We start from the raw sequence: 23,592 nt of genomic DNA, 5'->3' as shown, positions 1-23,592 counted from the left end.
TGAGGCTGAATCGCTTCAGCAAGCCTCGGTTTCAGACGGCCTCGGCCCCAGAGTCCCGCGCCTCAGAGCGCCAGGCCGAGGCCCATCAGTGCGGAGAAGGCCAATCCGGTCAGTCCCGTGGACTTGATCGGCGGAATCAGTCCCGGACCCGTCGTTCCGCTGAGCACCGTCTTGAGCGGATTGAGCGCGGGGACGAGGGCGAGGATCGCCAGCGCCACGGCGGGATGACCGTCGAGGATCGCCAGAGCAAGCAGCGAGAACGGCAGCAGCACGAGTACCGCATAGGCGATGCGTGCGGCATTGTCGCCCATCCTCACGGCCAGGGTGATCTTGCCAGCCTCGATGTCGGTGGGAATGTCGCGCAGGTTGTTGACCATGAGCACCGCCGAGGCCAGTGATCCGATCGACACGGCTCCGGCCCAACCACTGAGGCTGAGGTGACCGACCTGCATCCACATCGTGCCCAAGGTCGCTACGAGGCCGAAGAACACGAAGACGAAGACCTCGCCGAGGCCCATATAGCCATACGGTCGTTTGCCGCCGGTGTAGAACCAGGCGGCGGCGACGGCGGCGGCTCCGACGACGAGGAACCACCATGCCTGCGAGATGAGGATGAGCACGATGCCCGAGACACCGGCCAGGCCGAAGAAGATGAAGGCCGCCCGTTTGACTTCGTGAGGTTCGGCCAGCCTGGTCGCCGTCAGACGGACGGGTCCGACGCGTTCGTCGTCGGTGCCGCGGATGCCGTCGGAATAGTCATTGGCGTAGTTCGAACCGATCTGCAGGCACAGCGAGACGAGGAGGGCGAGGAATCCGCGCAGCAGGATCTGCCCGAAGCTGACGTGGTCGCCCTTGCCGGAGATGTCGTCGAGGATGAAGGCGGTGAATCCGCCGAGGGAACCGATAGCGGCTCCGGTTCCGATGAGGACGGGTGCGAGAGCCAGGGGCAGAGTTCGCAGTCGAGCTCCAGAAATCCACTGGGCGGCATCAGCCATAGGTCTCGCTCACCTTCCTGTCGAATTGTGGAGCCGTCTTATATTATCGGTTGTTCACCAGTATGGGTATTTGCCTCATGCGCTATGAGATCGGCCGCGATCCGGGCCGCAGCCCTGCGATCTGGTTTGCCGATCGACCGGTTCGGAATCTCGGCGACCGGGAAGACGAGCTGCGGCAGCAGCTGCCCCGTCATCCCGTGGTCGAGGGCATTGAGCCTCTGTGCCGATTCTCGTGGATTCTCCGCTATGACTCCACCATTATCGGCGAGGCGTACGAGCGCGACGATGAGCTTGCCCCATTCCTCGTCGGGCACCCACGTCACGAGCATCTCGGCGATTCCCGCTTTCTGCCAGCTCGGCAGCAGCCCGGCCTCCAGAGCGTGCGGGGAGACGTTCGTGCCTCCGGAGACGATGATGTCATCGACGCGACCGAGCACACTGAGCACACCGGAGTCGATCCGGCCCAGGTCGCTGGTGTGCATGATCCGTCGCCCCGCCTCGTCGACGGTGAGAGCGGGGGAGTCGACCGGTGCGATCGTCCCGTCAGGGGCGATCTCAACGTAGCCGTCGGCCACGACGGGTCCGGACAGGTCGATCGTGCCCGCCTCGGTGATGGTCACCTCGACCTGGTCGAAGGGCACCCCGTCATAGACGCAGCCACCCGCCGTCTCGCTCATCCCGTAGGTCCGCACGATCTTAAGCCCCGCGGCGTCGGCGCGGTCGAGCAGGGAGGGTGAGATGGCCGCTCCGCCGAGGAGGATGTGCGAGATCCGTCCGGCCGCCTCGGTGGCGGGGGAGTCCTCGAGGATCCGGTGGAGTTGGGTGGGCACGATCGAGGTAAACGTCGGGCGGTCGCCCGCCCGCTCGATCAAGGCGTTGACATCGGTGGCGAAGGACTGTGCGGTGAACTTCGCCGAGGCGGCCCTGACCGGGGCGCGGCCCGCCAAGCGGGCGCGCAGCTCGACCTGGAAGCCGGCGATGTGGTTGACCGGCAGGCACAGGTGCCAGTCGCCGGGTCCGGAGAGGAACCGTTCGGTCGCCCGCGCCGAGGCGGTCAGCGCATGAGCGGACAGGGCCACGGCCTTCGCCTTACCTGTCGACCCGGAAGTGAAGAGGATGAGGGCTGGGGCTGTGCCGTGACCGGCCCACACGCTGGGGGCCACCTCGGTGACGGCGCCGTCCCGATCCGACGGGAGGATGAGGATCGACGTCCCGTTCAGTGCCCGATCGACGGCCTCGGGCAGCTCGGCAGGGAGAAGTTCGCGTGCAGTCATGCGCCGGGTCGATTCAGTAGTACCAGGGGAACGGCGACCAGTCGGGGGCGCGTTTTTCGAGGAAGGCATCGCGGCCTTCGACGGCTTCGTCGGTCATATAGCCCAGTCGGGTGGCCTCTCCGGCGAAGACCTGCTGGCCGACGAGTCCGTCGTCGACGAGGTTGAAGGCGAACTTGAGCATGCGCTGCGCGTTCGGGGACTTGCCGAGGATCTCACGCGCCATCTGCAGGGCGGCGGTCTCGAGGTCGGCATGGTCGACGACTTCGTTGACGGCACCCATATCGGACATCTCCTGAGCGGAGTAGGTGCGGCCGAGGAAGAAGATCTCACGAGCCTTCTTCTGACCGACCATCTTCGCCAGATAGGCGGAACCATAGCCGGCGTCGTAGGAGCCGACATCGGCATCGGTCTGCTTGAACTTTGCGTGCTCGCGGGAGGCGATCGTCATATCGCAGACGACGTGGAGGCTGTGTCCGCCGCCGGCAGCCCAGCCGGGGACGACGGCGATGACGACCTTCGGCATGGTGCGGATGAGGCGCTGGACCTCGAGGATGTGAAGTCGTCCGGCGCGTGCCGGGTCGACGCTCTCTCTGGTCTCACCGGAGGCGTACTGGTAGCCGGAGCGGCCGCGGATGCGCTGGTCGCCGCCGGAGCAGAACGCCCAGCCGCCGTCCTTCTCGCTCGGCCCGTTGCCGGTGAGCAGGACCGCGCCCACGTCGGAGGTCTGGCGGGCATGATCGAGGGCGCGGTAGAGCTCATCGACCGTGTGCGGACGGAAGGCATTGCGGACCTCTGGGCGGTCGAAGGCGATGCGCACACAGCCGATGTCATTGCCGGTGGCAGGGTCGATTGCCCGGTGGTAGGTGATATCGGTGAAGTCGAAGCCGGAGACTTCACGCCAAGCAGTGGGGTCGAAGATTTCTGAAACCGTCATGGCCCCCAGCCTAGCGCTTGGTCGTTGAGGTGAGGCTCGGGGCCGGGCGGCGGACGGTTAGGTTCCGAACGACAGACAGGAGCGGCAGGGTCGGCGGAGGCTAGTCTGGGCTCATGGTCGATTTTGCACGTTCGCACACTGGCGCACTGGACTCAGAGGCTTCGGCTGCCGCACCGCTCGATCTGCCCGAACGCTTCGACGAGGTCATCGAGGACCTGCATGTCGTGCGGCTGCCGATGGTCACCCGGTTCAGGGGGATCACGGAGCGGGAAGTGGTGCTGTTCTCCGGTACCGCCGGGTGGGCGGAGTTCTCTCCGTTCGTGGAGTACGGCACCGAGGAAGCCAGCCGGTGGCTGCGCGCCTCCCTCGAATTCTCCGGGCTGATCCCGCGGCCAACCGCCCTCGCCGAGGCGGCTTCCTCCACCGACTCCGTGCGCGGTTCCGCTCCGGCTGCGGAGGCGAACGGTGAGACCGTCGCCGTCAACGGCACACTGCCCGCCTGTCCACCGGATCAGGTCGAATCGATTCTGTCTCGATATGGCCGGGTCGGCACCGTGAAGGCGAAGGTCGCCGAGCACGGTTTCGCCTCCCTCGACGAAGATCTGGCGCGACTGCGGGAGTTCCGCAAGCTCTTCCCGGACACGACTCTGCGCCTGGACGCGAACGCCGGATATACACCGAGCGAAGCCATCGAGGCCTGCGAAGCCTTCGCCGATTTCGGCCTCCAATACTTCGAACAGCCGGTGCCCGAGGTCGAGCAGCTCGCAGACCTGCGCGAAGAACTCGCCCGGCGAGGACTGCCGATCGTCATCGCCGCCGACGAATCCATCCGCAAAGCCGAGGACCCGCTGCGCGTGGCCGAACTCGGTGCCGCAGAAGTCATCATCGTCAAGGTTCAACCGCTGGGCGGAATCGGTGCCGCCCTCGACGTCATCGGCGCTTCGGGCCTGCCTGCTGTGGTGTCCTCGGCTCTCGAGTCATCCGTCGGTCTGGCCGCCGGAGCCGAACTCGCTGCCAGACTGCCGCGCACCGATCGCAGCCTGGACATCCTCGGTGATCGGGTGGCCTGCGGTCTGGGCACCGGTCGCCTCTTCACCGCCGATGTTGTCGCGGAGGACGAGGCCCTGACTCCGGTCGACGGCGCCATCCCGGTCACGCGAATCGTCCCGGACCCTGACCGCCTGGAGCAGTTGGCGGTGGATCCGGGACGATTCGAGTGGTGGGCTGAGCGGTTGCAGAACTGCTGGAGCGCCGTGCGTGACCTAAAAGTTCGCGGCTGAACCGAATCAGCCGGCCTTCTTCACTTCCTCGACGAATGTGCTGGCGGCCTGTGTCACTGTTGCTTCTTCGACATCGGCGAGATTGGTGACGGAGACGAGGTTGTTCTCGGCCCGGGCGGTGACGATGCGAATCTCCGTGGCAGTCTGTCCTCCGGCTTCGACAGACGCGACGACTCCGCTGGTCTCATCGGCTCCGGCCACCTCGGCGTCGAAGGTCGAGTATTTCAGCGACATCTCCATGCCCGCGGTCTTCATTTTCACGTCACTGCACTCTTCGGCGATCTTCGCAGTGCCGTCGAGCTGTGACTGGGCGTCGTCGACGCTGTCGAAGCTGGACAGGCCCGCAGACAGGACGTTGTCGCTTGAGGCTCCGGCCACAGTGGTGCCGCCCGAGGCGATATTCGAATTGATCAGATCGAGAGTGATGTCCTTGCACTTGGCAGGCTCGAATTCCGAGCTCTCCAGCGCCTTGGCCATCTCACCATTGGCATCCCCGACACCGTCGACGGCCTTGAACGACTGGCCGTCGACCTTCGTCGATTCGAGGACCTTCTTGAGCTGAGCTTCATCGATCTTCTTGGCCTCCGGCTGAGCCTCGGCCCCCGGTGATTCGCCGCCGCCGTCAGCCTGGTTCGGCTTGTCTCCTCCACTCGTGCAGCCGACAAGGGAGAGTCCGGCGAAAAGAGCGATGGCTGGGAGTATGCGTTTCATTGTTGACCTCTCGAGTCAGCGTTCTGCAGAATCAGCGGCCGACGATTCGCGACCGCTCTCAATATAAACGCCAGCCGGATCATCTGCGGATTCTGTCTGTGACGGATCTGACACATCGCCTGTGGGCCGTCGTCCGTCGACCGTCGCATCGACCGGTGCCGAGGAGATCCTCACCGTGGTCACCTCGTCCTGTCCCAGCCTAGCGAATTGCGCAGTGCGCTTTCCGGGGATGATCGGATCGTGCATGGCCGCAGCCAACCGACCGGTGAACGTCAGCCGTCCTTTCTTGTCAGCCTTCTGCTGGTAGGCGTTGTCCCCGCTGGGACCGGACACATTGATGTCATAGCGGCGTCCGGGGTCGAAGAGGCCTGGAGTGCGCACGCGGAAGCTGCCGGTCCCGCTCAGAGAGAATCCGGAGGCGCTGACGGCGTCGAAGCGCACGAGCTGTGCGCGACGACGGGAGATCTCCACTCGCCACCCGTGGATATCGAAGAGGGCATGACCGGTGAGGAAGGTGAACTCTCCGCCATCGGCCACCCGGTCGATCCGCCCGCGATCAGAACTCGCATATTCGCGCCGTTTGGCGAGTGTCTTCAGCCATGCTCCGAGTTCCCTTTCCCAGCTCGTCCAGTTGTGCAGACCGCTGGTGCGCGGAAACCAGGAATGGCGAATGCCCAGGGAGTTGAGCCGGGCGGAGAAGCGCTCGCCCTGAGAACTGATCATGGTCTCCAGCAGGTCTCGGTCCTTCGCCCCTTCGAGGCTGCCGGACCCAGCGCTGAACCACAGGTCGAGGCCACGGAGATTCTCGGCCAGTGCGTAGGGCGAATTCGCCAGCCATTCGCTGCGGTCGAGTCCGGGATCACCGAACAGGCTCAGCGAGCGTGCGCCTTCGCGCATCGCGATGATGTCGAAGGCAGGAACCGTCGACAGCGGATCCAGGGGAGAGGAGAACGCGGCGGCCGATCCGTATCGATCAGGATGCCAGGCCGCGTACTTCATCGCCCCGTACCCGCCCATCGACAGTCCCGCCAGCAGCTGGCTGCCGGGCGCCCAGTCGACGGAGAAGTTCGCTTTGAGGAAGGCGGGGATCTCCTCGGTGTGGAAGCGCGGCCAGTCGTGGACCTCGCTGCCGACTGCCAGGCGCGAATAGGTTCCCGCTCCGCCGTCGGGCATGACGACGAGGTATGGGGAGTCGAGGGTGAGCTCCTCGGCGGATCCGAAATCCGTCCACGACCGGAAATCGTCGCCGCCTCCGTGGAAGAGGTGGATGACGGGGCTGACCTCAGAGGGAATCCCCGGCAGCAGCACGCGCACGCCGACGGTGCGGCCGAGCGCGGGGGAGAAGAGGAAGAATTCGCGCAGCCTCGGCGAGAGTTTCCGTTTGTCCCGGATATGCCAGGTCCGGGCGTCCTTCCCGCGGGGCTCGGGGCCGAGGAAGGAGGTGGTCTGGTCGCGGGCGGGATAGCGTCCGCGGTGGGAGCGGGCCGCGGTCAGAGTGCGGATGGCACGTGCTCCCATCGCGATGATCAACGAGCGGCGCATTTCTCGAGGTTAGAGGGCAGAGGTGAACCACAGGTGGTCAGGTGGTTGAATATCAGGTGATGTCGAATTCGAGCGCGGTGGCGCAGCAGATTGCCCGAAGCCTGGTCCATGCCGGGGTCAGTGATGTCGTCTTCGCCCCAGGCTCACGGTCCGCGCCGTTGGTCTATGCCCTGGCTCCCCTCGCCGAGGCGGGGCTCATCCGCACCCATGTGCGCGTCGATGAGCGTGATGCCGCCTTCCTCGCCCTCGGTCTGGCCCGCGGTCTGCGTGCGCGCGGCAGTGAGTCCGTGGTGGCGGTCGTGACGACGTCCGGATCGGCCGTGGCCAATCTCCATCCTGCCGTCCTCGAGGCCTCATACGGGCACCTGCCGCTGCTGGCACTCACCGCGGATCGTCCCGCCAGGCTGCGTGGAACCGGAGCCAACCAGACCATCGACGACCAGTCGCAGGTGCTCTCCGACGTCCGTGCCCGCTTCGATATCCCCGCAGGTGCCACCGCCGAGGCGGTCGACCGATCGGTGTCAGATGCCGTGGCCTCCGCATCGGGCCAAGCTGGTGGAACCGACGCTGAGGTGGCAGGCCCCGTCCAGTTCAATGTGCAGTTCGACGTCCCCCTGGTTCCTACGCCGGACGAGTTGGGCGCGTGGAAGAGCGAGATCGGCGAGTTGGCTGAGAATGGGGCCGAGCATCGTCGTGCCGAGTCCGGCGCGGGGAACCGTCGGCAGACATCTGTCGAAGTCACTGTCACCGAGGGGACGGTCATCGTCGCCGGAGACGCAGGCGGGTATCCGGCCGATTCTCTGCGTACGTTCGCCGCTGATTATCAGCTTCCGGTGCTTGCCGAGCCCTCGAGTCCGCTGGCCCGCACCTCTGTTGATTCGTCGAACTCATCTGCCTCCGGAGCAGTCGACCTGTCGACGGTTGTGCCCGCCCATGCCCGAGTGCTCAGCGATCACCCCGAACTGCGAGAGGCGATTCGCACCGTCATCGTCCACGGAAAACCAACCCTGACCAGGCCTGTCGCAGCACTGCTCGTCGACGAAGCCGTGACCGTGCAGCGCATTCCCGACGCCGTCGATGCATTCGACCTGACCGTCCGCGACGAGAGAACTGTCGCGGACGACGAGACGGCTGCGGGCGAGACGCAGGGCGCCGCCGCCTCGGAGCAGACCTGGGTGCGCGCCTGGATCGACGCCGGGACGTCGCTGGTCGCAGCCGCACGAACAGGGCGGTCTGCGGAACGATCCCCGGAACCGAGCACGGGAGAGACCTCGGGTGCCGCCTCGGCGGAGGATTTCCAGGCGACGGCACGGACGATCACCGAGCACCTGGCCGCCCAGGACATCATTCTCTTCGTCGCCAGCTCGAACTCGGTGCGCTACCTCAGCGACGCCACCGACATGCGCGCCCGCGTCCACGCCTCACGCGGACTCGCCGGAATCGACGGGCTGATCTCGACGGCCACAGGACTGTCACTGGGGTTGGGCGAGCCCGTCGTCCTGCTCATCGGAGATATCGCCATGCTCCACGACATCGGCGGGCTTCTGACCCCGAGCGCCGAGGATGCCGGTGACGTGACGATCGTGGTGCTCAACGACGACGGGGGAGCGATCTTCTCCGGGCTCGAGCATTCCCAGCCCCACCTCGAAGGATTCCTGGAGCGCTATTTCACCGTCCCCCACGGTCGCGGATTCCACGAGTTCGCCGCAGCGTACGGGTGGGAGCACGTTCAAGTGACCGATGCGGAGGAATTCGAAACGCCCCTCGGCCTGAACGACGGAGGTCGGACCGCAGCTGCTCGCCGGATCATCGAGGTGACCGCACCGCAGCAGAGGTAGGAATGTCCGCTGCCCGGAGCGCCGGTCAGGCCGCCTCCGAAAGGTCAGCCGCGGTCGAGGCCGAGCGCACGACGCATCGGAGCGAGCTTCGCATTCGTCTCGGCCACCTCGGTGGCGGGATCCGAATCGGGCATGATCCCGGCACCGGCATACAGCCGGATCCGGTTGCGATCCTCGAGCTGGCCGCAGCGCAGAGCGATGCCGAACTGGCCGTTGCCGCGCCCGTCCATCCACCCGACGGGACCGGAGTAGCGGCCGCGGTCGAGGGGTTCGAGCTCATCGACATGAGCGACTGCGCTCGCCTGCGGGTATCCGCCGACGGCGGCCGTCGGGTGGACGGCAGCGGCGACGTCGAGGGCATTGAGGCCCGAATCGGAGGCCAGTGCAGCCTGTGCATCTGAAGCCGAATGGATGACATTGGCCAAGGGCAGCAGGTGGGGTCGCTCATCGACGGTGACATCCTCGGCGACCGAACCCAGACTGCGCTGCAGGGAGGCGATGGCGAACGCATGCTCGGTGCTGTCCTTGTGCGCGCTCAGCAGCTTCCGCGCCGCCGGCATCTCCTCCATCGGGTTCTTCTCCACCCGGTAGGTTCCGGCCAGCACGCGTGAGGTCACCTTGTTGTCCTCGACCCCGATGAGCAGCTCCGGAGTCGACCCGATGAGACCGGCGATGTCGAAGGTCCAGCAGCTCGGGTAGCTGCGGTTGAGAGCGCCTAGCACCGCACGCACGTCGATGTCATCGTCGGTGGTGACGACCTCATCGCGGGCGAGGACGATCTTGCGCAGAGTCGGATCGTCCGAGAACGCATCCACCTCCGCCGAAGTGTCGATCGGGGTGAGCATGTCAGCGACCTGCTCGACGAGCCGGGACCACCTTTCGGGGTCGAGTTCCCCGGCCTCGGCGCGCGCCGACTGCACGCGCTGCAGGGGTTCGGCCTGGAGGATAGGCGGCAGCGGAGGCACCTCGGACGTCGAGATCGAGGTCAGCCACACGCGGCCGCCGCGGCGGCCGAGTACGAATTCGGGGACGTGGATGATCGAATCGACCGCGGATTCGCCCGAATACGCGACCGTGGCGAAGCACACGAGTCCGGAACCGAGCAGATCGACCTCATCTTCGACCTCGGCCACCTCGGTGATGGCTTTCCACGCATCCGAGAGTTCGGTGAACCGCTTCGGGCCGCGGGCGCGGATGCGCAGGGTGCGTCCGAAGCCGATGAGACCGGAGGTGTCACGGACCCAACAGGAGAAGCCGTCGGTCGGCAGCAGCTCGAGCGTCTGCTCCACGGTCGTGGGAAGACCCGATTCGAAAGGGAAGCCGGGCCCGGGGTCGACGTCGTCGACGAAACGGGACCGCACATGCAGGCGCGGCGGGGCGGAGAGGATGTCGGAAGTGCCGAAAGTGGTAGTCATGTCGCCTCGATTCTAGACGAGGATCGCAGGCGTCTGGGATCCGGATTCGCCCTCCCGGTTGAGGTGTTGAGAGAATAAGGTCATGAATCGTGCCAAGCTGGACAAACAGCCCGCCGACGTCGCGTCGATGTTCGATGATGTCGCCTCCCGCTACGACCTCACGAACGACGTCCTTTCCTTAGGTTTTGCTCGCGCCTGGAGGCGCACCGTCGCCCATTCCGTGGCCGCCGGGCCCGGTGAGCGCGTGCTCGATCTGGCTGCCGGCACAGGCACCTCCTCGATGACGTTCACACACCACGGCGCCGAGGTGGTAGCGGGGGACATCTCCACCGGAATGCTCGCCGAGGGGCGCCGCCGGCACCCGCAGATCGACTTCATCTACGCCGATGCGATGGACCTGCCCTTCGCCGATTCGAGCTTCGACGTCGTCACGATCTCCTTCGGCATCCGCAACGTCCACGACGTCGACCTGGCACTGGCGGAGATGCTGCGCGTGCTCAAACCGGGCGGACGCCTCGTCATCTGCGAATTCTCCACTCCGACGCTCGATGCCTTCAGCCTCGTGTACAAGGAGTACCTGATGAGGGCTCTGCCGCCCCTGGCCCGTGCGGTGTCATCGAACCCCGAAGCCTACGTGTACCTCGCCGAGTCGATCCGTGCCTGGCCGAACCAGGACGCCTTCGCCCACCAGATCCTCGACGCCGGGTTCGACCAGGTGAAGTACCGCAACCTCACCGGCGGAATCGTCGCCGTCCACCATGCCCTCAAACCCGCCGAGGCGACCGACACCACGGAGCCGGCCAAGCCTTGACGATGAATGAGTTCGATGCCGAAGTCGTCGTCGTCGGTGCCGGTCCGGCCGGCTCGGCGATCGGCGCCTACCTCGCCCAGGCCGGGCACGAGGTCATCATCCTGGAGAAATCCGGTTTCCCGCGCGACAAGATCTGCGGCGATGCCCTGACCCCGCGTGCGGTCAAGGAAGCCGGCTTTCTCGGAATGGACCTGCCGGAATTCGACGGCTGGCACAGGAACAAGGGGCTGCGCCTCATCGGCGGTGGCCACCGCCTCGAACTCGACTGGCCCGAGATCGATGGGACCCCGAACTACGGGGTTACCCGCCCGCGCATGAGCATGGACGAAGCCTTCGCCCGTCACGCGCAACGCAGCGGGGCCCGGCTCTTCGAGCAGGTTCGCGCTATGTCCCCGGATATCGGCGACGACGGGTGGATCCGCGGCGTCCACGCCTCCGGAACCGATCACCGGGGTCGCCGAGTGGGACCCGGAGCCCACTTCCGGGCACCGATCGTCATCGCCGCAGACGGAGTCTCCTCCCGCCTGGCCGTGTCCATGGGACTGGAGAAGCGTGACGACCGTCCGATGGGAATCGCCGCTCGCGCCTATCACACGACACCGCGTCACGCCGACGACTACATCGAATCCTGGGTGGAGATGCGGTCGACGAATGAGGCCGGGGAATCCGAGACGCTGCCCGGATACGGGTGGATCTTCCCCCTCGGCGACGGCACAGTGAACATCGGTGCCGGGCTGCTCGATTCCTCACCCCAGTTCAAGTCCGTGGATCTGCGCAGAATGATGAACCAGTGGATCGCTGACATGGGGCATGAGTGGGGCATCGACGAGACCACCTCTCTGGGACCGATCAAATCCGCGGCCCTGCCGATGGCCTTCAACCGCACACCGCACTTCCACCGCGGTCTGCTGCTCGTCGGCGACTCCGGCGGAATGGTCAACCCGTTCAACGGCGAAGGCATCGACTATGCGCTGGAATCCGCGCGTATCGCCGCCGAGGTGATCTCCACCTATTCGCGCTACCCGCAGGCTGTGATGCGGCGTCGACTCGAAGAGTACCCGGCTCTGCTCGGCGACTCTCTGGGCGGCTACTTCACCCTGGGACGCGTTTTCGCCTCGATCATCGGCCATCCTGCGCTTATGCAGTTCGGAATCAAGTACGGTATGGGTGTTGACGTTGTGATGGAGTTCGTCGTCAAACTGTTGGCGAACCTCTACCGCGACCCGAAGGTCTCCGAGGCCGATCTCATCGACAGGATCATCTCGACCCTGACCCGAATCGTCCCGGCCACCAGCAATGGCACACGGAAGACGCTGAGACCACAGTGAAGAACTCTGAGCGCAAGGGCTGCGACAACGGCATGCCGACACCGACTACGACGAATGACGAGGACATGAGCCACCCAGCCTCTCCGGCCACCTTCACCGGTGACGACGCCCAGCTCGCAGCAGACATCTCGACTCAGTTGGAAACAGTGGAGGCCCGTCTCTACGAGGTTACCGAACAGACCCGGAGACTGCCGGACGAGACCTCGAAGCACCTGCTGGCCGCCGGCGGAAAACGCGCCCGTCCGAACCTCGTGCTGCTCACCGCCCGCCTCGGTGATGCGAACAACGACGACATCATCGACGCGGCCGTCGCCGTCGAACTCATCCACCTCGCCTCGCTGTACCACGACGACGTCATGGACGACGCTCCGGTGCGCCGCGGAGCACCGGCCGCTCACGAGGTGTGGGGCAATTCGGTGGCGATCCTCACTGGCGATCTGCTGTTCTCCAAGGCCTCCGGCGTCACCGCGAAGCTCGGCCCCGACGCCGTGCGCATCCAGGCCGAGACTTTCGAACGCCTTGTCCTCGGTCAGCTCAACGAATTCGCGGGCCCACCCGAAGGCGCTGATGAGATCGAGCATTACATCCAGGTGCTCGCCGATAAGACCGGATCGCTCATTGCGACCTCGGCACGCTTCGGCGTCATGTTCTCCGGAGCCGATTCGGCTCTGGCCGAGCCCGTTCGCGTCTTCGGCGAACGCGTCGGCGTGGCCTTCCAGCTCGCCGATGACATCATCGACCTCACCACCACATCCTCGGAGTCGGGCAAGACCCCGGGCACGGATCTGCGCGAACGCGTCCCCACCCTGCCTGTGCTCTATGTGCGGGCCGCTGCCGCTGACGGTGATGCCACCGCCGCTGAAGTGGTCGATCTCCTCGACGCGGATCTGACCTCCGATGACGCCTTGGAAGCCGCCCGTGCGGCGCTGGCCGCCCATCCGGTGACAGAGAAGGCCCGGGCAGAGGCGTCCCGCTGGGCCGATGAGGCCAAGGCCGCTCTGGCCCCGCTGCCGGAAGGCAGGGTCAAGGAGTCGCTGTTCGCCTTCGCCGATTCGGTCGTTGCCCGCACTTCCTGAGCTCATGCCCCGCATCGTCTCTCTTGACTGTCTTTCAGCCGTTTCGGCTCGTGCACAATGGACATTTCGAGATGACGCACACTTCGGCTTCGGCACCGGTTCGGACTCCGCGGAGGCTCAGCGCCGCCGATTGAATCGGACTCGGTGTGCTCGCACTGCTGCTCGTCGCGGCGGCCGTCGATGCTCTGGTGCCGCGTGACTGGCTGCTGAGGCTGCTCAATCGTTGAAGCCACACCGGTCAGTCCCTCGTCGGGGCGGTTTTGTCGATGCCGTCGATGATGTGCACCTGCTGTGCGGCACCGGTGGCCGCCGGCCTGCGGGATTTCGGTGTGCGACATTCGGCCGCTCTCGGCTGCTGGGTGGGCAATCCGCTGCTCAACCCCGCGGTCCTCATCTCCCTTTTCCTAGTCCCTCCGTGACAGTACATGGCCGTGCGCATCGTCTTCGCGCTCCTCATCGTTGTCGGCGCCGCTGCCTTCATCGGTCGGTGGGTGAGCGGTCCCGCCGAGGTGGTACCCGAGCCTGCGGCCGCCTCGGCGAACTTGGCAGCGCTTCCCCTCCGTTTTCTGCGGTCCCTGGCCAGATTCACACTCATCTTCGTCCCCGAACACCTTGCTCTCGTATTCGTCATTGGGCTCATCGCGCCGTGGCTGACCGGGGTCTTCGGGCTCGAGGCCCAGTTGGGTGCCGGTGCCGTCCTCATCGCGGCGGTCGCAGCGACCCTGTTGGTCATCCCCACCGGCGGAGAGATCCCGATCATCCTCACCCTCGTGCCTCTCGGCGTCGGAACCGGTGTCACGGGTGCACTGCTCATCGCCCTGCCGGCGCTGAGCATCCCCTCGATGGTCATGGTCGGGAGAGCCATGGGGTGGAAGACGACCGCGGCGATGGGCACGGCCGTGGCCGTGGCCGCAGTGCTCGCCGGGGGAGTGCTGGCACTGCTCAGCTGAGCTGCTGACCGCGGCGCCGCCCCGGTGAGGTCGATTGCGGACTATGTCGTCAGGCGGCGCAGGGTGAGGTATGAGCCCAGGGCGAAGATCGCTGTCAGTCCCAGCGCCCACAGGGCCAGACCGATCGCCTGCGTGTCCGCCAACCACATCCACAGCTCGCCCCAGGCCTGCTTGAAGCTCAGCCGAGCGGCGCCTGCCAATAGCACCAGGGCGATGACGATGAGCGAGAGTGTGAGGATGAGTGCCCCGAAGCGCTTGTTGACGATGGCGAACCAGAACCCGAGGATGAACCACAGCATCGTGAGGACGAAGTAGACGATCCCGGCGGCGAGTGGTCCGCCTTCCCAGACCCACGGCAGGTAGGCGAAGTAGCCGCCCATTCCATAGCCGCCCGTCGCCTGTTCGATGACTCCGAGCGCGACGAAGACGGCGGAGACCCCCACGGCGCTCATTGCGGCCGCGAGCAGCGAGCCGAGGTAGAATTCACGCCGGGTCAGGCTCATGGCCTGCGAGAAGTAGAACGTGAGGTTCATCGCCTGGGCCCCGACGACGGCGAAGTACCACAGCGGGGCCTGTGATCCTCCACTGTACATCGGCCCGTCGACGCCCGAAGCCGAGATGATCCAGTAGATGGTGAGGGTGATCAGCCAGACTCCGACGAGCACCAGGACGGGGACCCAAACGAAGGTCTGAGTGTTCGTGAACTGGAGGCGGACGACCCCCAGGGTGCGGTTCTTCGGACGGGAAGTCGGTGAATGGGGCGAGTGGTCGATTGCGGCGGTCATGACTGCAGGCTCCTGACTTCGATGTCGTCGGCGGGCTGGTCGTCTGCCTGCGTGCTGCGCACAATGAGCTGCTGCAGGGAGACGGGAGTGAGGTCGAGATTGGCGTCGGCGATGAGTTCGCGATCGGCATTGCTGAGGTGGCCGAGCATCGTCACCGAGGCGACTCGCCCGAGGGACTCGCGGTGGATGACCTCGCGACCGGCGACGAGCCGATTGATCGCGTCGGCATCACCGACGACGTTGACCGCGCGATTGCGGACCTCCTCGGTGGTCTCATCCATGATGATGCGGCCACGGTCGATGACGATGACATTCTCGATGAGATCGGCGACCTCGTCGATGAGGTGGCTCGAGAGCACGATGGTGCGCGGGTGCTCGGCGTAATCGGCGATGAGGCGGTCGTAGAAAGTCTGCCGGGCGACCGCGTCGAAGCCGAGGTAAGGCTCGTCGAAGAAGGTGATTTCGGCGCGGGAGGCCAGCCCGATGATGACGCCCACGGCCGACTGCTGGCCCCGTGAGAGCTTCCTCGTCATCGTCTTCAGCGGCAGGCGGAACTCATCGACGAGTTCTTCGGCGAGGTCCTGATCCCAGTGAGGGAAGAACAGGCGGGCATTGGCCAGGGCATGTCCGGCATTGGAGTCATCCGGGTACTTCTGGCTTTCGCGGACGAAGCACATGCGGCTGAGCACCCGGGCATTCTCATACGGATCCTCTCCGAAGACTTCGACGTCGCCGCTGGTCGCGAAGTTCTGGGCGGTGAGGATCGACATCAGGGTCGTCTTGCCGGCGCCGTTGCGTCCGAGCAGTCCGTAGATCGAGTCCTTTTCGATGCTAAGGCTGACGTCTTCGAGTGCGTTAGCGGCCTTGTACGTCTTGGTGAGGTGGCGGACCTCGACGACGGAGTTCATGGGTCATCCCTTCGCTGCGGTCGGATCGAGTGCGGTGGTCAGATGGAGTTCTCGGGAGCGCTCTTCGATGAGCGCGATCACGTCCTTGGACCCCAGGCCGAGGCGGTTGGCCTCGCCCAACAGGGGGCTGATGAAGTTCTCGGAGAACGTGGTGCGGTGTTCGTTGATGAGCAGAGCGCGGGCGCCTTCGGTGACGAACATCCCGATGCCGCGGCGCTTCTCCAACACGCCTTTGTCGACGAGCCGGTTGATGCCCTTCGCGGCGGTGGCCGGGTTGATGGAGTAGAAGGATGCGAGCTCGTTCGTCGATGGTGCTCGGGAGAGCTCGGGCAGGGTGCCGTTGAGGATCGAGTCCTCGACCTTCTCGGCGATCTGAGTGAACAGGGGTTTGGCGTCGTCGATCACATTCGGCTCCATGTGAGTTGGTTAGTTACTTAACTAATGAACCACAGTGCCGGTGGTGGTGTCAATGGCCGGCGACGATTCGACCGTTTAATCTTGGGGCCCGCCCCAATTACTACCTGACGGCGGCTCAGCAACTTCGCGCAAGGTTGCTGAGCCGCCGTCAGGTAGCAATAGAGGAGTGTCGGGGGTTTCGTTCCTGGTCAGCGGTGGCGGCTGTGGCGGATCATGTCCGTACACAACAGGATCACGGCGACCCAGATGACGAAGAAGCCGATCCAGCGGGTCGTCGACATCATCTCCCCGAGCACCGTGACGCCGAGGGTGAATTGGATGGTCGGGGTGAGGTATTGGAGCATGCCCACCCAGGACAGGGGGATGCGGCGGGCGGCGGCGCTGAAGAGGATGAGCGGGATCGCAGTGGCAGGGCCGGTGATGATGATGACGAAGACGTGCCAGCCGCCGAAGCCGATGAACGTCTGCAGACCGAGCGAACCGAGGACGATGAGGTAGATCGCCGAGGGCACGGCGAGGACGAGGCTTTCGACGGCCATGCCCTCGAGGGCGCCCACTCGGCTGCCGACCTTGTTCTTCACCAGTCCGTAGAGGCCGAAGGACAGGGCGACGGTGAAGGCGAGGTAGGGGACGCGGCCGAGACCGATGCCGACGATGATGACGGCGAGCAGACCGAAGCCGACTGCCGTCCACTGCAGCGGTCGCAGTTTCTCGCCGAGGAAGACGACGCCGAGGCCGATGGAGATGAGCGGATTGAGGTAGTAGCCGAGTGAGATCTCGACGAGGTGGTTGGTCTCGACCCCAAAGATGAACGTCGTCCAGTTGACGGCGATGAGCACGGAGGCCAGAAGCAGGAGGCCGAAGAGGCGCGGTGAGCGCAGAATCTGCCAAGTGCGGAGGAATCCGCCGGTGAAGACGAGGAGAATGGCGCAGAAGCCCAGTGACCAGATGACCCGGTGGGAGACGAGCTCGAGGGCGCCGGTGGGTGCCGCGGCCGCGAAGAGCAGCGGCATCACACCCCACAGAAGGTAGGCGGAGAATCCGTTGATCAGGCCGGCACGGCGAATTGCGCTCTCATCGGGGGCAGGGTTCTGGCTCACAGGCTTCAGTCTAATGAAGCGGGCTGTCGCGGGTGCGGTGGGACCGACGGTGAGATGGCGTCGTGCGGGGGAGGCCGGCTGTCTGCTTGTCAGGCTGCGGCAATGCGAGTTTGGTCACGTCATTGTAAGGATGACCTACATTGACGATAGACTCGATGGGACTGAACAGAGAGGTGTGAGAATGACTCGTCCCTTCCGGGTGGCCATCGTCGGCGCCGGTCCCGCTGGGATCTACGCGGCCGATCTCATGACAAAGGCGGAGCGTGACTTCGATCTGAGCATCGATCTCTTCGATCGTCTGCCCACTCCATTCGGGCTCGTCCGCTATGGAGTCGCTCCCGACCATCCCCGGATCAAGGGCATCATCAACGCCCTGATCAAGGTCCTCGACCGAGGCGACATCCGCTTGTTCTCCAACGTCGAGTACGGAGTCGACCTCCACCTCGAAGAGCTCACCGACCGCTACGACGCGGTGATCTTCTCCACCGGATGTTTCGTCGATGCCGCACTCGATCTGCCCGGCATCGATCTGCCGGGATCCTACGGTGCAGCGGATTTCGTCAACTGGTACGACTCTCATCCCGACGTCTCACAGTCCTGGCCGCTGGATGCTCAGCGCGTCGCTGTCATCGGCAACGGCAATGTCGCACTCGACGTCGCCCGCGTGCTGGCGAAGCAGGCCGACGATATGCACACCACGGAGATCCCCGATCACGTGTACGAGGGGTTGAAATCCTCGCAGGTCACCGATGTCCACATCTTCGGACGCCGCGGACCCGCCCAGGCGAAGTTCACGCCGCTGGAGCTGCGCGAACTCGGTGCTGTCAAGGACGTCGACCTCATCGTCTACCCGGAGGACTTCGAGTTCGACGAAGGGTCGATGCAGGCGATCGAGTCGAGCAACCAGACCAAACAGGTCGCGAAGACGCTCACGGACTTCACCATGCGCGAACCCACCGGAGCGAAGCGCCGTCTCCACCTGCACTTCCTGCACGCACCGGTCGCCATCCTCGGCGAGGACAAGGTGACGGGACTGCGCACCGAACGCATGGAACTCGACGGCTCCGCAGGTGTCAACGGCACCGGCAGCTTCCACGACTGGGAGATCGATGCGGTCTACCGTGCCGTCGGATATGCGGGCACTCAGCTGCCGCAGCTGCCCTTCGACGATCGCAAGCGTGTGATCCCGAACCACGAGGGCCGCGTCGTCGACTGCGATGATCAGTCCACGGCCGCCGAAGCCGATGTCGTTCAGGGTGTGTACACCACCGGATGGATCAAGCGCGGACCCGTCGGTCTTATCGGCCACACGAAGGGCGATGCGCTCGAGACCATCGGCCACATCCTCGATGACCGCGCCGCCGGGGTGCTCACCGATCCGGTGTACCCGGACGAATCGGCCATCGTCGAGCTCCTCGAATCCAAGGGCGTCGACTTCGCCGATTGGGAGGGCTACCACCGCGTCGAATCGGCCGAGAAGGCTGCCGGTGAGGTCGAAGGCCGTGAACGGATCAAGCTCGCCACCCGCGAGGCGATGCTCGCCGAGGCGCGCGGACACGTCACCGCCGAGTCCGTCGGTCAGCCCTCCGCCGGCAGCTGAGCCCCCAGCGTCACCACCTACCTCGGGTCGCACCACGCCCCGGCAGTGTTTTCTCCTCCTGTTGCAATGGGAGGACGAGTCGCTGCCGGGGCGTTCTGCGTCTACCGCGTAGAGTCTGAACATGGAGTCCGGTGCGCATCAGGCACCGGGATCCACCGGACGTCCATGAGAATCCGCCGTCGGCAGGCAGGGGAGACCACGTGAGAAACGAATCGCTGCTCAAAACGATCGTCGAACGTGCCTATGTCGAACGCCTCGATGCCTGGCAATTGGCGGCTGTGCGGATCAAGCACTGGCTGACCGAACAGCAGAAGGGGCTGCTGAAGGACAAGGACATCTCCCGCCTCGACGTCGACGGCCATCGGATCAAGGACGCGGCACGGACCCTGGCGAAGCTGACGGAGAAGACCGAAGACGATCCGCAGCTGACGATCACCACCACCGAGGATGTCGAAGACCAGATCCGCGACATCGTCGGCATCAAGGTGCTGTGCAAATCACCTCGCGACCAGTCGATGATGTTCGCCGCACTGCGCGATCCCGAACAGCTCGGCAGCTTCGAACTTATCGAGTGGAAGGACTACACGGACCCGCCGAAGGCCAGCGGCTACCGTGCCTGCCACGTCACTCTGCGCATCCCGTCTGACCAGGGGGCGCCGGTCTTCGCCGAGATCCAGGTCAAGACCCGACTCCAGGACGCCTGGAGCGAATTGACCCACGAGGACATGTACAAACCCGGCGCGGCGATGAAGCCGAGCAAGCTGCATGGCGAATTCGCCCGTGCCATGGCGAACATGCTCGCCACTGTCGATGACATGGCCGACACCCTGGCCGTCGAGCTCACCGCGCTGACGAACCCGGAACCCGTCGTCGAGATCGACGAACTGCGAGAGCAGGATTCGGGAATCGACGTCCGGGTCCGTGCGACCGGCCCGAAGTACGCGCTCGCCGTCGACGGATCGGGACGGCAGGGCCTCATCCCCGCCTTCGCAATCCGCCGCCTCAGCAGTCAGAAGGGCACGATCAAGGTCAACGACTTCATCCATCTCGATGATCGGCTCCGGGCCAGTGTCGAGGAGGACTCGAAGGGCCTGTATTATATTCCGCTCGAGCTCCCCGAACACTGACCCGGCCCGCACGGACCCGGCTGTCGCTCACCCGGCCCTCACCGAGGCGGCTCCGACGGTGACCCGGGCCGATTCCAATACCTCCTGCCGCGCAGCGACGAGATTGGCCAGGGAAGCGCGTACCTCCGGGTAGTCACGCGTCTTCAGACCGCAGTCCGGGTTGATCCACAGACGGTGCGCGGGAACATGTTCAAGCGCCGCCTCGATGAGTTCGCGCAACTCCTCAACGCTCGGTACGCGCGGGGAGTGGATGTCATAGATTCCGGGACCGATGCCGCGGGCGAAACCGAAGCCGTCGATATCGTCGAGGACCTCCATCCGTGACCTAGCCGCCTCGATGCTGGTGACATCGGCGTCGAGGGCATCGATCGCCTCGATGATCTCGCCGAACTCCGAATAGCACAGGTGCGTGTGGATCTGCGTCTGTGGGGAGACGTGGGCACTGACCAGGCGGAAGGCACGTACCGACCAGTCGAGGTATTCGGCGCGGGCCCGGCTGCGCAGAGGCAGCAGCTCTCGCAGCGCTGGCTCGTCGACCTGGATGATGCCGATTCCTGCCGCTTCGAGGTCCGCGACCTCATCGGCCAGCGCCAAACCGATCTGGTCGGCGGAGACCCGCAGGTCGACATCATCGCGGACGAACGACCACGCCAGGATCGTCACCGGACCGGTGAGCATGCCCTTGACCGGACGCGAAGTGCGGGATGCGGCGAAGTCTGACCAGCCCACGGTGATCGGCTCGGGGCGGGACACATCACCGAAGAGAATCGGCGGGCGAGTGCATCTCGAACCGTAGGACTGCACCCAGCCGTGCTCGGTGGTCGTGAAGCCGTCGAGGTGTTCGGCGAAGTACTGGACCATGTCGTTGCGTTCGGGTTCACCGTGGACGAAGATGTCGAGACCCAGCTCCTCCTGCAGGCCGATGACCCGGTCGATCTCGGCCCGCATCGCCTGCTCATAGGCGGCGGCATCGAGGCGTCCGGAACGGTGGTCTGCTCGTGCCCGGCGCACCTCGGCGGTCTGCGGGAAGGAGCCGATGGTCGTCGTCGGCAGGTCCGGGATACCCAACGACTCTTGGGCGGCGATCCGTGTCGCGGCGTCGGTTCGGAAGCCGTCATTGGATGCCTCGGCGGCGGTGCGGGCAGCCACTTCGGCGTTGTGGACTCGGGTCGACGAAGCGCGCGTGCGCCGGACGCGGTCGGCTCGGTTGAACGCTTCCAGGCGGGCCTCGGGGCCGCAGGTGAGAGCTGCGGCCAGGGCCTCGATCTCGGTCACCTTCTCCTCGGCGAAGGACAGCCAGGAGGCGACGTCGACGGGCAGCGAGGTCTCCTGGGAGACCGTATAGGGCACGTGCAGCAGCGAGGTGGAGGTGGATACGCTCACCGACTCCCGACCCAGACCGGTCAGCACATTGAGGCTGGAGACCAGATCATCGGCCCAGACATTGCGTCCGTCGACGACACCGGCGACGAGGCGGACGGACGTGGGCACGGTCGCTGCCAACCTGCGCGGGTAGTCCGGGTCGATTCTGCGTGTCGCAGCGGACAGGTCGACTCCCAGCGCGTCGATGCCGGATTCGGCGAGTGCGGGCAGACCATTGTCGAGGCTTCCGTAAGGGGTGGTGACGAACAGCTGCGGACGAACGACGGCGGTTGCCAGCGTCGCATAGCTGCGTCGGGCCGCCTCGGCGAGCCGAGCGTCGGGGACGCCGGGGATGTCGGCGACGAGGGCCGGCTCATCGAGCTGCACCCAATCGACACCGGCGTCGCCCAGAGCCGTGAGGATGTCTCGGTAGACATCGGTGAACTCGTCGAGACGATCGAGCGGCAGAGTCGTGGCGCCGGGAGCGGGCTTGGTCAGTGCGAGCAGGGTGACGGGTCCGACGAGGACCGGCCTGACCAGGTGGCCTGCGGCCTTCGCCTCGGCGACGAGGGAGAGAAGCTGCTTCGGGTGGGCGGTGAAGGTCGTCGATTCAGCGAGCTCGGGGACGAGGTAGTGGTAGTTCGTGTCGAACCATTTCGTCATCTCCAGCGGAGGGCACTGCGCCGTTCCGCGGGCGAGAGCGAAGTAGTCCTCGAGGCTGCTGGCAGAGTCCGCGTCGGTGCCGTCTTCGGTGGCAGCGGGGATGAGGCCGACGGCCAGAGCTGTGTCGAGGACATGATCGTAGTGGCTGTAGGTGGCGGGGATCGCGTAATCCTCGCCCAGCCCCAGCTGGGCCAGACGGCGGTAGGTGTCGATTCGCAGTGTGTGCACCGATCGGGTGAAGTCCGCGGCGTCGATGCGGCCGGCCCAATAGGCTTCCAGGGCCCTCTTCTGTTCGCGGCGGGCGCCGATGCGCGGGTAGCCGGTGATGGTGGCCGTCGGGAATGGGGTGGTCATGCGTGGTTCTCCTTCGTTGTCGGTTTAGTGTGAACGGTCGATGGCGGCCATCTCCGAGGAGGCGGCTGGGGTGAGAATGAGCTCATTGAGATTCCTTTCTGTTCGAGTGCGGTGAGCAGGTCTTCGGTCGTGTTCTGGTCGTTGAAGGTGTAGAAGTGCAGTCCGTCGGCGTCGTGTTCGAGGATCGCTGCGGTGTGTTCGGCGGTGATGTCGAGGCCGATGCGCCGCGCCGAGGCGGGGTCGGAGATTCCGTTGAAGCGCGCGAGCAGACCGTCGGGGACGGGTAAGCCGGAAAGACGGGCCATCGTGTGCAGGCGGCGGGGATCGGTGATCGGCAGGATGCCGGGAATGATCGGGATGACGATGCCGGCATGTTCGGCACGTCTGCGCAGCCGGGAATAGGAGGCGGGGTCGAAGAAGAGCTGAGTGATCGCGAAATCGGCGCCGTTGCGCTGTTTGGCTGCGAGTACGTCGAGGTCCTGTTCGGGTCCGGTCGACTCCGGGTGCCCAGAGGGGTAGGCGGCGACGCCGATGCCGAGGCGGCCGGCAGCCAGGCAGGCGACATTATCGTTTTCGATGCGGCGGAGAAGGGTGACGAGAGCATCGGCGTGGGGGAGGTGCCCTGCCGGGACCGTCGACTGTCCTTCGGGGATGTCGCCGCGGATGGCGAGGAAGCCGCGCACACCGACGCCGAGGAGATGGTCGATCCAGGTCAGCAGTTCGGCCTCTGTTCCCGCGGTACACGCGAGGTGAGCCAAAGGCCGCAGGGTGGTCGTGGCGGTGACCTCGGCGATGAAGTCAGCGGTGCCCTGCAGCCAGTTGCTGGTGGCAGAGGAAGTGACGGCCAGGTAGTCGGGACCGAGTGTGTCGAGGAACCTCAGCAGCCTCGGCATCCGCGCGGCTTGGGCCGCGGACCGGGGTGGAATGACTTCGAAAGACAGCGCTCGCCGGAGTCGGCGTCGGTCGACGGGCAGCCGGTCGGGTGCACTGTCCGGGGCTGAGGCGGAGAGCCGCGAGGTGACGAAGGTGGATGACATGTCGCCATCCTGGCCGGTGACTGCTGTTGAGAGCGTCGGCAGCCGATGATCTGTGTCACGCCCCGTCACAAGCGAGTCAAGGAAC

At 65.4% G+C, this 23,592-nt stretch carries 21 protein-coding genes; 8 read left to right on the top strand and 13 right to left on the bottom strand.

Translation table 11 applies throughout. From position 1 onward, the window contains the following. Window positions 1-62: 62 nt before the first annotated feature. From BLU88_RS15380 to BLU88_RS15370, 3 genes are read right to left on the bottom strand one after another with little or no spacing between them, the layout of a single operon-like run. Entirely contained in the window at window positions 63-995 is a 933-nt protein-coding gene (locus BLU88_RS15380; protein WP_092015816.1) for a 1,4-dihydroxy-2-naphthoate polyprenyltransferase, read from the bottom strand. 38 nt (window positions 996-1,033) lie between these two features. Continuing rightward, a complete protein-coding gene (locus BLU88_RS15375; protein ID WP_092015813.1) occupies window positions 1,034-2,269 on the bottom strand; it encodes an AMP-binding protein in 1,236 nt (411 codons plus the stop codon). Window positions 2,270-2,282: 13 nt separating this feature from the next. Continuing rightward, complete coding sequence (locus tag BLU88_RS15370; RefSeq protein WP_092015810.1) at window positions 2,283-3,203, bottom strand: 1,4-dihydroxy-2-naphthoyl-CoA synthase; 921 nt, start codon at window positions 3,201-3,203, stop codon at window positions 2,283-2,285. Window positions 3,204-3,316: 113 nt separating this feature from the next. Between BLU88_RS15370 and BLU88_RS15365 the strand changes: the two genes are divergently transcribed. Then, window positions 3,317-4,483, top strand: a complete 1,167-nt coding sequence (locus tag BLU88_RS15365; protein WP_092015807.1) for an o-succinylbenzoate synthase — start codon at window positions 3,317-3,319, stop codon at window positions 4,481-4,483. A gap of 6 nt (window positions 4,484-4,489) precedes the next feature. On the opposite strand, the gene BLU88_RS15360 is transcribed toward BLU88_RS15365, so the two are convergent. Both BLU88_RS15360 and BLU88_RS15355 read right to left on the bottom strand, forming a co-directional pair. After that, complete coding sequence (locus tag BLU88_RS15360; protein WP_092015804.1) at window positions 4,490-5,194, bottom strand: hypothetical protein; 705 nt, start codon at window positions 5,192-5,194, stop codon at window positions 4,490-4,492. Between the two features lie 15 nt (window positions 5,195-5,209). Beyond that, window positions 5,210-6,736, bottom strand: coding sequence for an alpha/beta hydrolase (locus tag BLU88_RS15355; protein ID WP_092015802.1), 1,527 nt, complete (start codon window positions 6,734-6,736; stop codon window positions 5,210-5,212). A 59-nt stretch (window positions 6,737-6,795) separates the two neighbouring features. Between BLU88_RS15355 and menD the strand changes: the two genes are divergently transcribed. Continuing rightward, entirely contained in the window at window positions 6,796-8,574 is a 1,779-nt protein-coding gene (menD, locus tag BLU88_RS15350; protein WP_231939457.1) for a 2-succinyl-5-enolpyruvyl-6-hydroxy-3-cyclohexene-1-carboxylic-acid synthase, read from the top strand. 44 nt (window positions 8,575-8,618) lie between these two features. Here the strand turns inward: menD and BLU88_RS15345 are convergent, their stop codons facing one another. Beyond that, window positions 8,619-9,989, bottom strand: a complete 1,371-nt coding sequence (locus tag BLU88_RS15345; protein WP_092015798.1) for an isochorismate synthase — start codon at window positions 9,987-9,989, stop codon at window positions 8,619-8,621. Between the two features lie 82 nt (window positions 9,990-10,071). Between BLU88_RS15345 and BLU88_RS15340 the strand changes: the two genes are divergently transcribed. The 3 genes from BLU88_RS15340 to BLU88_RS15330 all read left to right on the top strand — a co-directional run bounded on the left by BLU88_RS15340 (window position 10,072) and on the right by BLU88_RS15330 (window position 13,204). After that, a complete protein-coding gene (locus BLU88_RS15340) occupies window positions 10,072-10,800 on the top strand; it encodes a demethylmenaquinone methyltransferase (RefSeq protein WP_092015795.1) in 729 nt (242 codons plus the stop codon). A gap of 2 nt (window positions 10,801-10,802) precedes the next feature. Beyond that, window positions 10,803-12,128 carry a geranylgeranyl reductase family protein gene (locus tag BLU88_RS15335; RefSeq protein WP_092015792.1) on the top strand — a complete coding sequence of 442 codons (1,326 nt, stop codon included), beginning with the start codon at window positions 10,803-10,805 and terminating at the stop codon, window positions 12,126-12,128. Window positions 12,129-12,193: 65 nt separating this feature from the next. After that, window positions 12,194-13,204 (top strand): polyprenyl synthetase family protein, encoded by a 1,011-nt coding sequence (locus BLU88_RS15330; RefSeq protein ID WP_092017554.1) that lies wholly within the window; start codon window positions 12,194-12,196, stop codon window positions 13,202-13,204. Window positions 13,205-13,442: 238 nt separating this feature from the next. Here BLU88_RS15330 and BLU88_RS18430 read toward each other — a convergent pair whose 3' ends face one another. Beyond that, window positions 13,443-13,583, bottom strand: a complete 141-nt coding sequence (locus tag BLU88_RS18430; RefSeq protein ID WP_197678147.1) for a hypothetical protein — start codon at window positions 13,581-13,583, stop codon at window positions 13,443-13,445. A gap of 46 nt (window positions 13,584-13,629) precedes the next feature. Here BLU88_RS18430 and BLU88_RS15325 point away from each other — a divergent pair, with 46 nt between their 5' ends. Further along, window positions 13,630-14,154 (top strand): hypothetical protein, encoded by a 525-nt coding sequence (locus tag BLU88_RS15325; RefSeq protein WP_197678146.1) that lies wholly within the window; start codon window positions 13,630-13,632, stop codon window positions 14,152-14,154. Window positions 14,155-14,195: 41 nt separating this feature from the next. On the opposite strand, the gene BLU88_RS15320 is transcribed toward BLU88_RS15325, so the two are convergent. The 4 genes from BLU88_RS15320 to rarD form a co-directional block, all read right to left on the bottom strand. After that, window positions 14,196-14,939 carry a hypothetical protein gene (locus BLU88_RS15320; protein WP_092015789.1) on the bottom strand — a complete coding sequence of 248 codons (744 nt, stop codon included), beginning with the start codon at window positions 14,937-14,939 and terminating at the stop codon, window positions 14,196-14,198. Continuing rightward, a complete protein-coding gene (locus BLU88_RS15315) occupies window positions 14,936-15,847 on the bottom strand; it encodes an ABC transporter ATP-binding protein (RefSeq protein ID WP_092015786.1) in 912 nt (303 codons plus the stop codon). Before BLU88_RS15315 ends, BLU88_RS15320 begins: the two co-directional genes overlap by 4 nt. Window positions 15,848-15,850: 3 nt before the next feature. After that, window positions 15,851-16,252, bottom strand: a complete 402-nt coding sequence (locus BLU88_RS15310) for a GntR family transcriptional regulator (protein ID WP_092015783.1) — start codon at window positions 16,250-16,252, stop codon at window positions 15,851-15,853. Between the two features lie 200 nt (window positions 16,253-16,452). Beyond that, a complete protein-coding gene (gene rarD, locus BLU88_RS15305; RefSeq protein WP_092015780.1) occupies window positions 16,453-17,364 on the bottom strand; it encodes an EamA family transporter RarD in 912 nt (303 codons plus the stop codon). Between the two features lie 181 nt (window positions 17,365-17,545). On the opposite strand from rarD, the gene BLU88_RS15300 reads away from it, so the two are divergent. Together BLU88_RS15300 and BLU88_RS15295 are read left to right on the top strand one after the other, a co-directional pair. Continuing rightward, a complete protein-coding gene (locus BLU88_RS15300) occupies window positions 17,546-18,964 on the top strand; it encodes an FAD-dependent oxidoreductase (protein ID WP_092015777.1) in 1,419 nt (472 codons plus the stop codon). A 200-nt stretch (window positions 18,965-19,164) separates the two neighbouring features. Next, window positions 19,165-20,091: a GTP pyrophosphokinase gene (locus BLU88_RS15295; protein ID WP_092015774.1), complete on the top strand. Its 927-nt coding sequence runs from the start codon at window positions 19,165-19,167 to the stop codon at window positions 20,089-20,091. Window positions 20,092-20,118: 27 nt separating this feature from the next. Here the strand turns inward: BLU88_RS15295 and metE are convergent, their stop codons facing one another. After that, the gene (gene metE, locus BLU88_RS15290) at window positions 20,119-22,470 is read right to left on the bottom strand and encodes a 5-methyltetrahydropteroyltriglutamate--homocysteine S-methyltransferase (protein WP_092015770.1); all 2,352 of its coding nucleotides are present in this window, start codon (window positions 22,468-22,470) and stop codon (window positions 20,119-20,121) included. Further along, window positions 22,467-23,507 carry a methylenetetrahydrofolate reductase gene (locus tag BLU88_RS15285; RefSeq protein ID WP_092017552.1) on the bottom strand — a complete coding sequence of 347 codons (1,041 nt, stop codon included), beginning with the start codon at window positions 23,505-23,507 and terminating at the stop codon, window positions 22,467-22,469. The genes metE and BLU88_RS15285 overlap by 4 nt, the downstream gene beginning before the upstream one ends. Window positions 23,508-23,592 lie beyond the last annotated feature (85 nt).

It is taken from the genome of Brevibacterium siliguriense, assembly GCF_900105315.1.
In the GTDB taxonomy this organism is placed as follows: Bacteria; Actinomycetota; Actinomycetes; order Actinomycetales; family Brevibacteriaceae; genus Brevibacterium; species Brevibacterium siliguriense.
This window is presented reverse-complemented; position numbering and strand designations above follow the sequence as displayed.

Excerpts from the sequence above, each read along its gene's own strand:
- BLU88_RS15380 (WP_092015816.1), bottom strand. The coding sequence starts at position 995 with ATGGCTGATGCCGCCCAGTGGATTTCTGGAGCTCGACTGCGAACTCTG.
- BLU88_RS15375 (WP_092015813.1), bottom strand. The coding sequence starts at position 2,269 with ATGACTGCACGCGAACTTCTCCCTGCCGAGCTGCCCGAGGCCGTCGAT.
- BLU88_RS15370 (WP_092015810.1), bottom strand. The coding sequence starts at position 3,203 with ATGACGGTTTCAGAAATCTTCGACCCCACTGCTTGGCGTGAAGTCTCC.
- BLU88_RS15365 (WP_092015807.1), top strand. The coding sequence starts at position 3,317 with ATGGTCGATTTTGCACGTTCGCACACTGGCGCACTGGACTCAGAGGCT.
- BLU88_RS15360 (WP_092015804.1), bottom strand. The coding sequence starts at position 5,194 with ATGAAACGCATACTCCCAGCCATCGCTCTTTTCGCCGGACTCTCCCTT.
- BLU88_RS15355 (WP_092015802.1), bottom strand. The coding sequence starts at position 6,736 with ATGCGCCGCTCGTTGATCATCGCGATGGGAGCACGTGCCATCCGCACT.
- menD (WP_231939457.1), top strand. The coding sequence starts at position 6,796 with ATGTCGAATTCGAGCGCGGTGGCGCAGCAGATTGCCCGAAGCCTGGTC.
- BLU88_RS15345 (WP_092015798.1), bottom strand. The coding sequence starts at position 9,989 with ATGACTACCACTTTCGGCACTTCCGACATCCTCTCCGCCCCGCCGCGC.
- BLU88_RS15340 (WP_092015795.1), top strand. The coding sequence starts at position 10,072 with ATGAATCGTGCCAAGCTGGACAAACAGCCCGCCGACGTCGCGTCGATG.
- BLU88_RS15335 (WP_092015792.1), top strand. The coding sequence starts at position 10,803 with ATGAATGAGTTCGATGCCGAAGTCGTCGTCGTCGGTGCCGGTCCGGCC.
- BLU88_RS15330 (WP_092017554.1), top strand. The coding sequence starts at position 12,194 with ATGAGCCACCCAGCCTCTCCGGCCACCTTCACCGGTGACGACGCCCAG.
- BLU88_RS15325 (WP_197678146.1), top strand. The coding sequence starts at position 13,630 with ATGGCCGTGCGCATCGTCTTCGCGCTCCTCATCGTTGTCGGCGCCGCT.
- BLU88_RS15320 (WP_092015789.1), bottom strand. The coding sequence starts at position 14,939 with ATGACCGCCGCAATCGACCACTCGCCCCATTCACCGACTTCCCGTCCG.
- BLU88_RS15315 (WP_092015786.1), bottom strand. The coding sequence starts at position 15,847 with ATGAACTCCGTCGTCGAGGTCCGCCACCTCACCAAGACGTACAAGGCC.
- BLU88_RS15300 (WP_092015777.1), top strand. The coding sequence starts at position 17,546 with ATGACTCGTCCCTTCCGGGTGGCCATCGTCGGCGCCGGTCCCGCTGGG.
- metE (WP_092015770.1), bottom strand. The coding sequence starts at position 22,470 with ATGACCACCCCATTCCCGACGGCCACCATCACCGGCTACCCGCGCATC.
- BLU88_RS15285 (WP_092017552.1), bottom strand. The coding sequence starts at position 23,507 with ATGTCATCCACCTTCGTCACCTCGCGGCTCTCCGCCTCAGCCCCGGAC.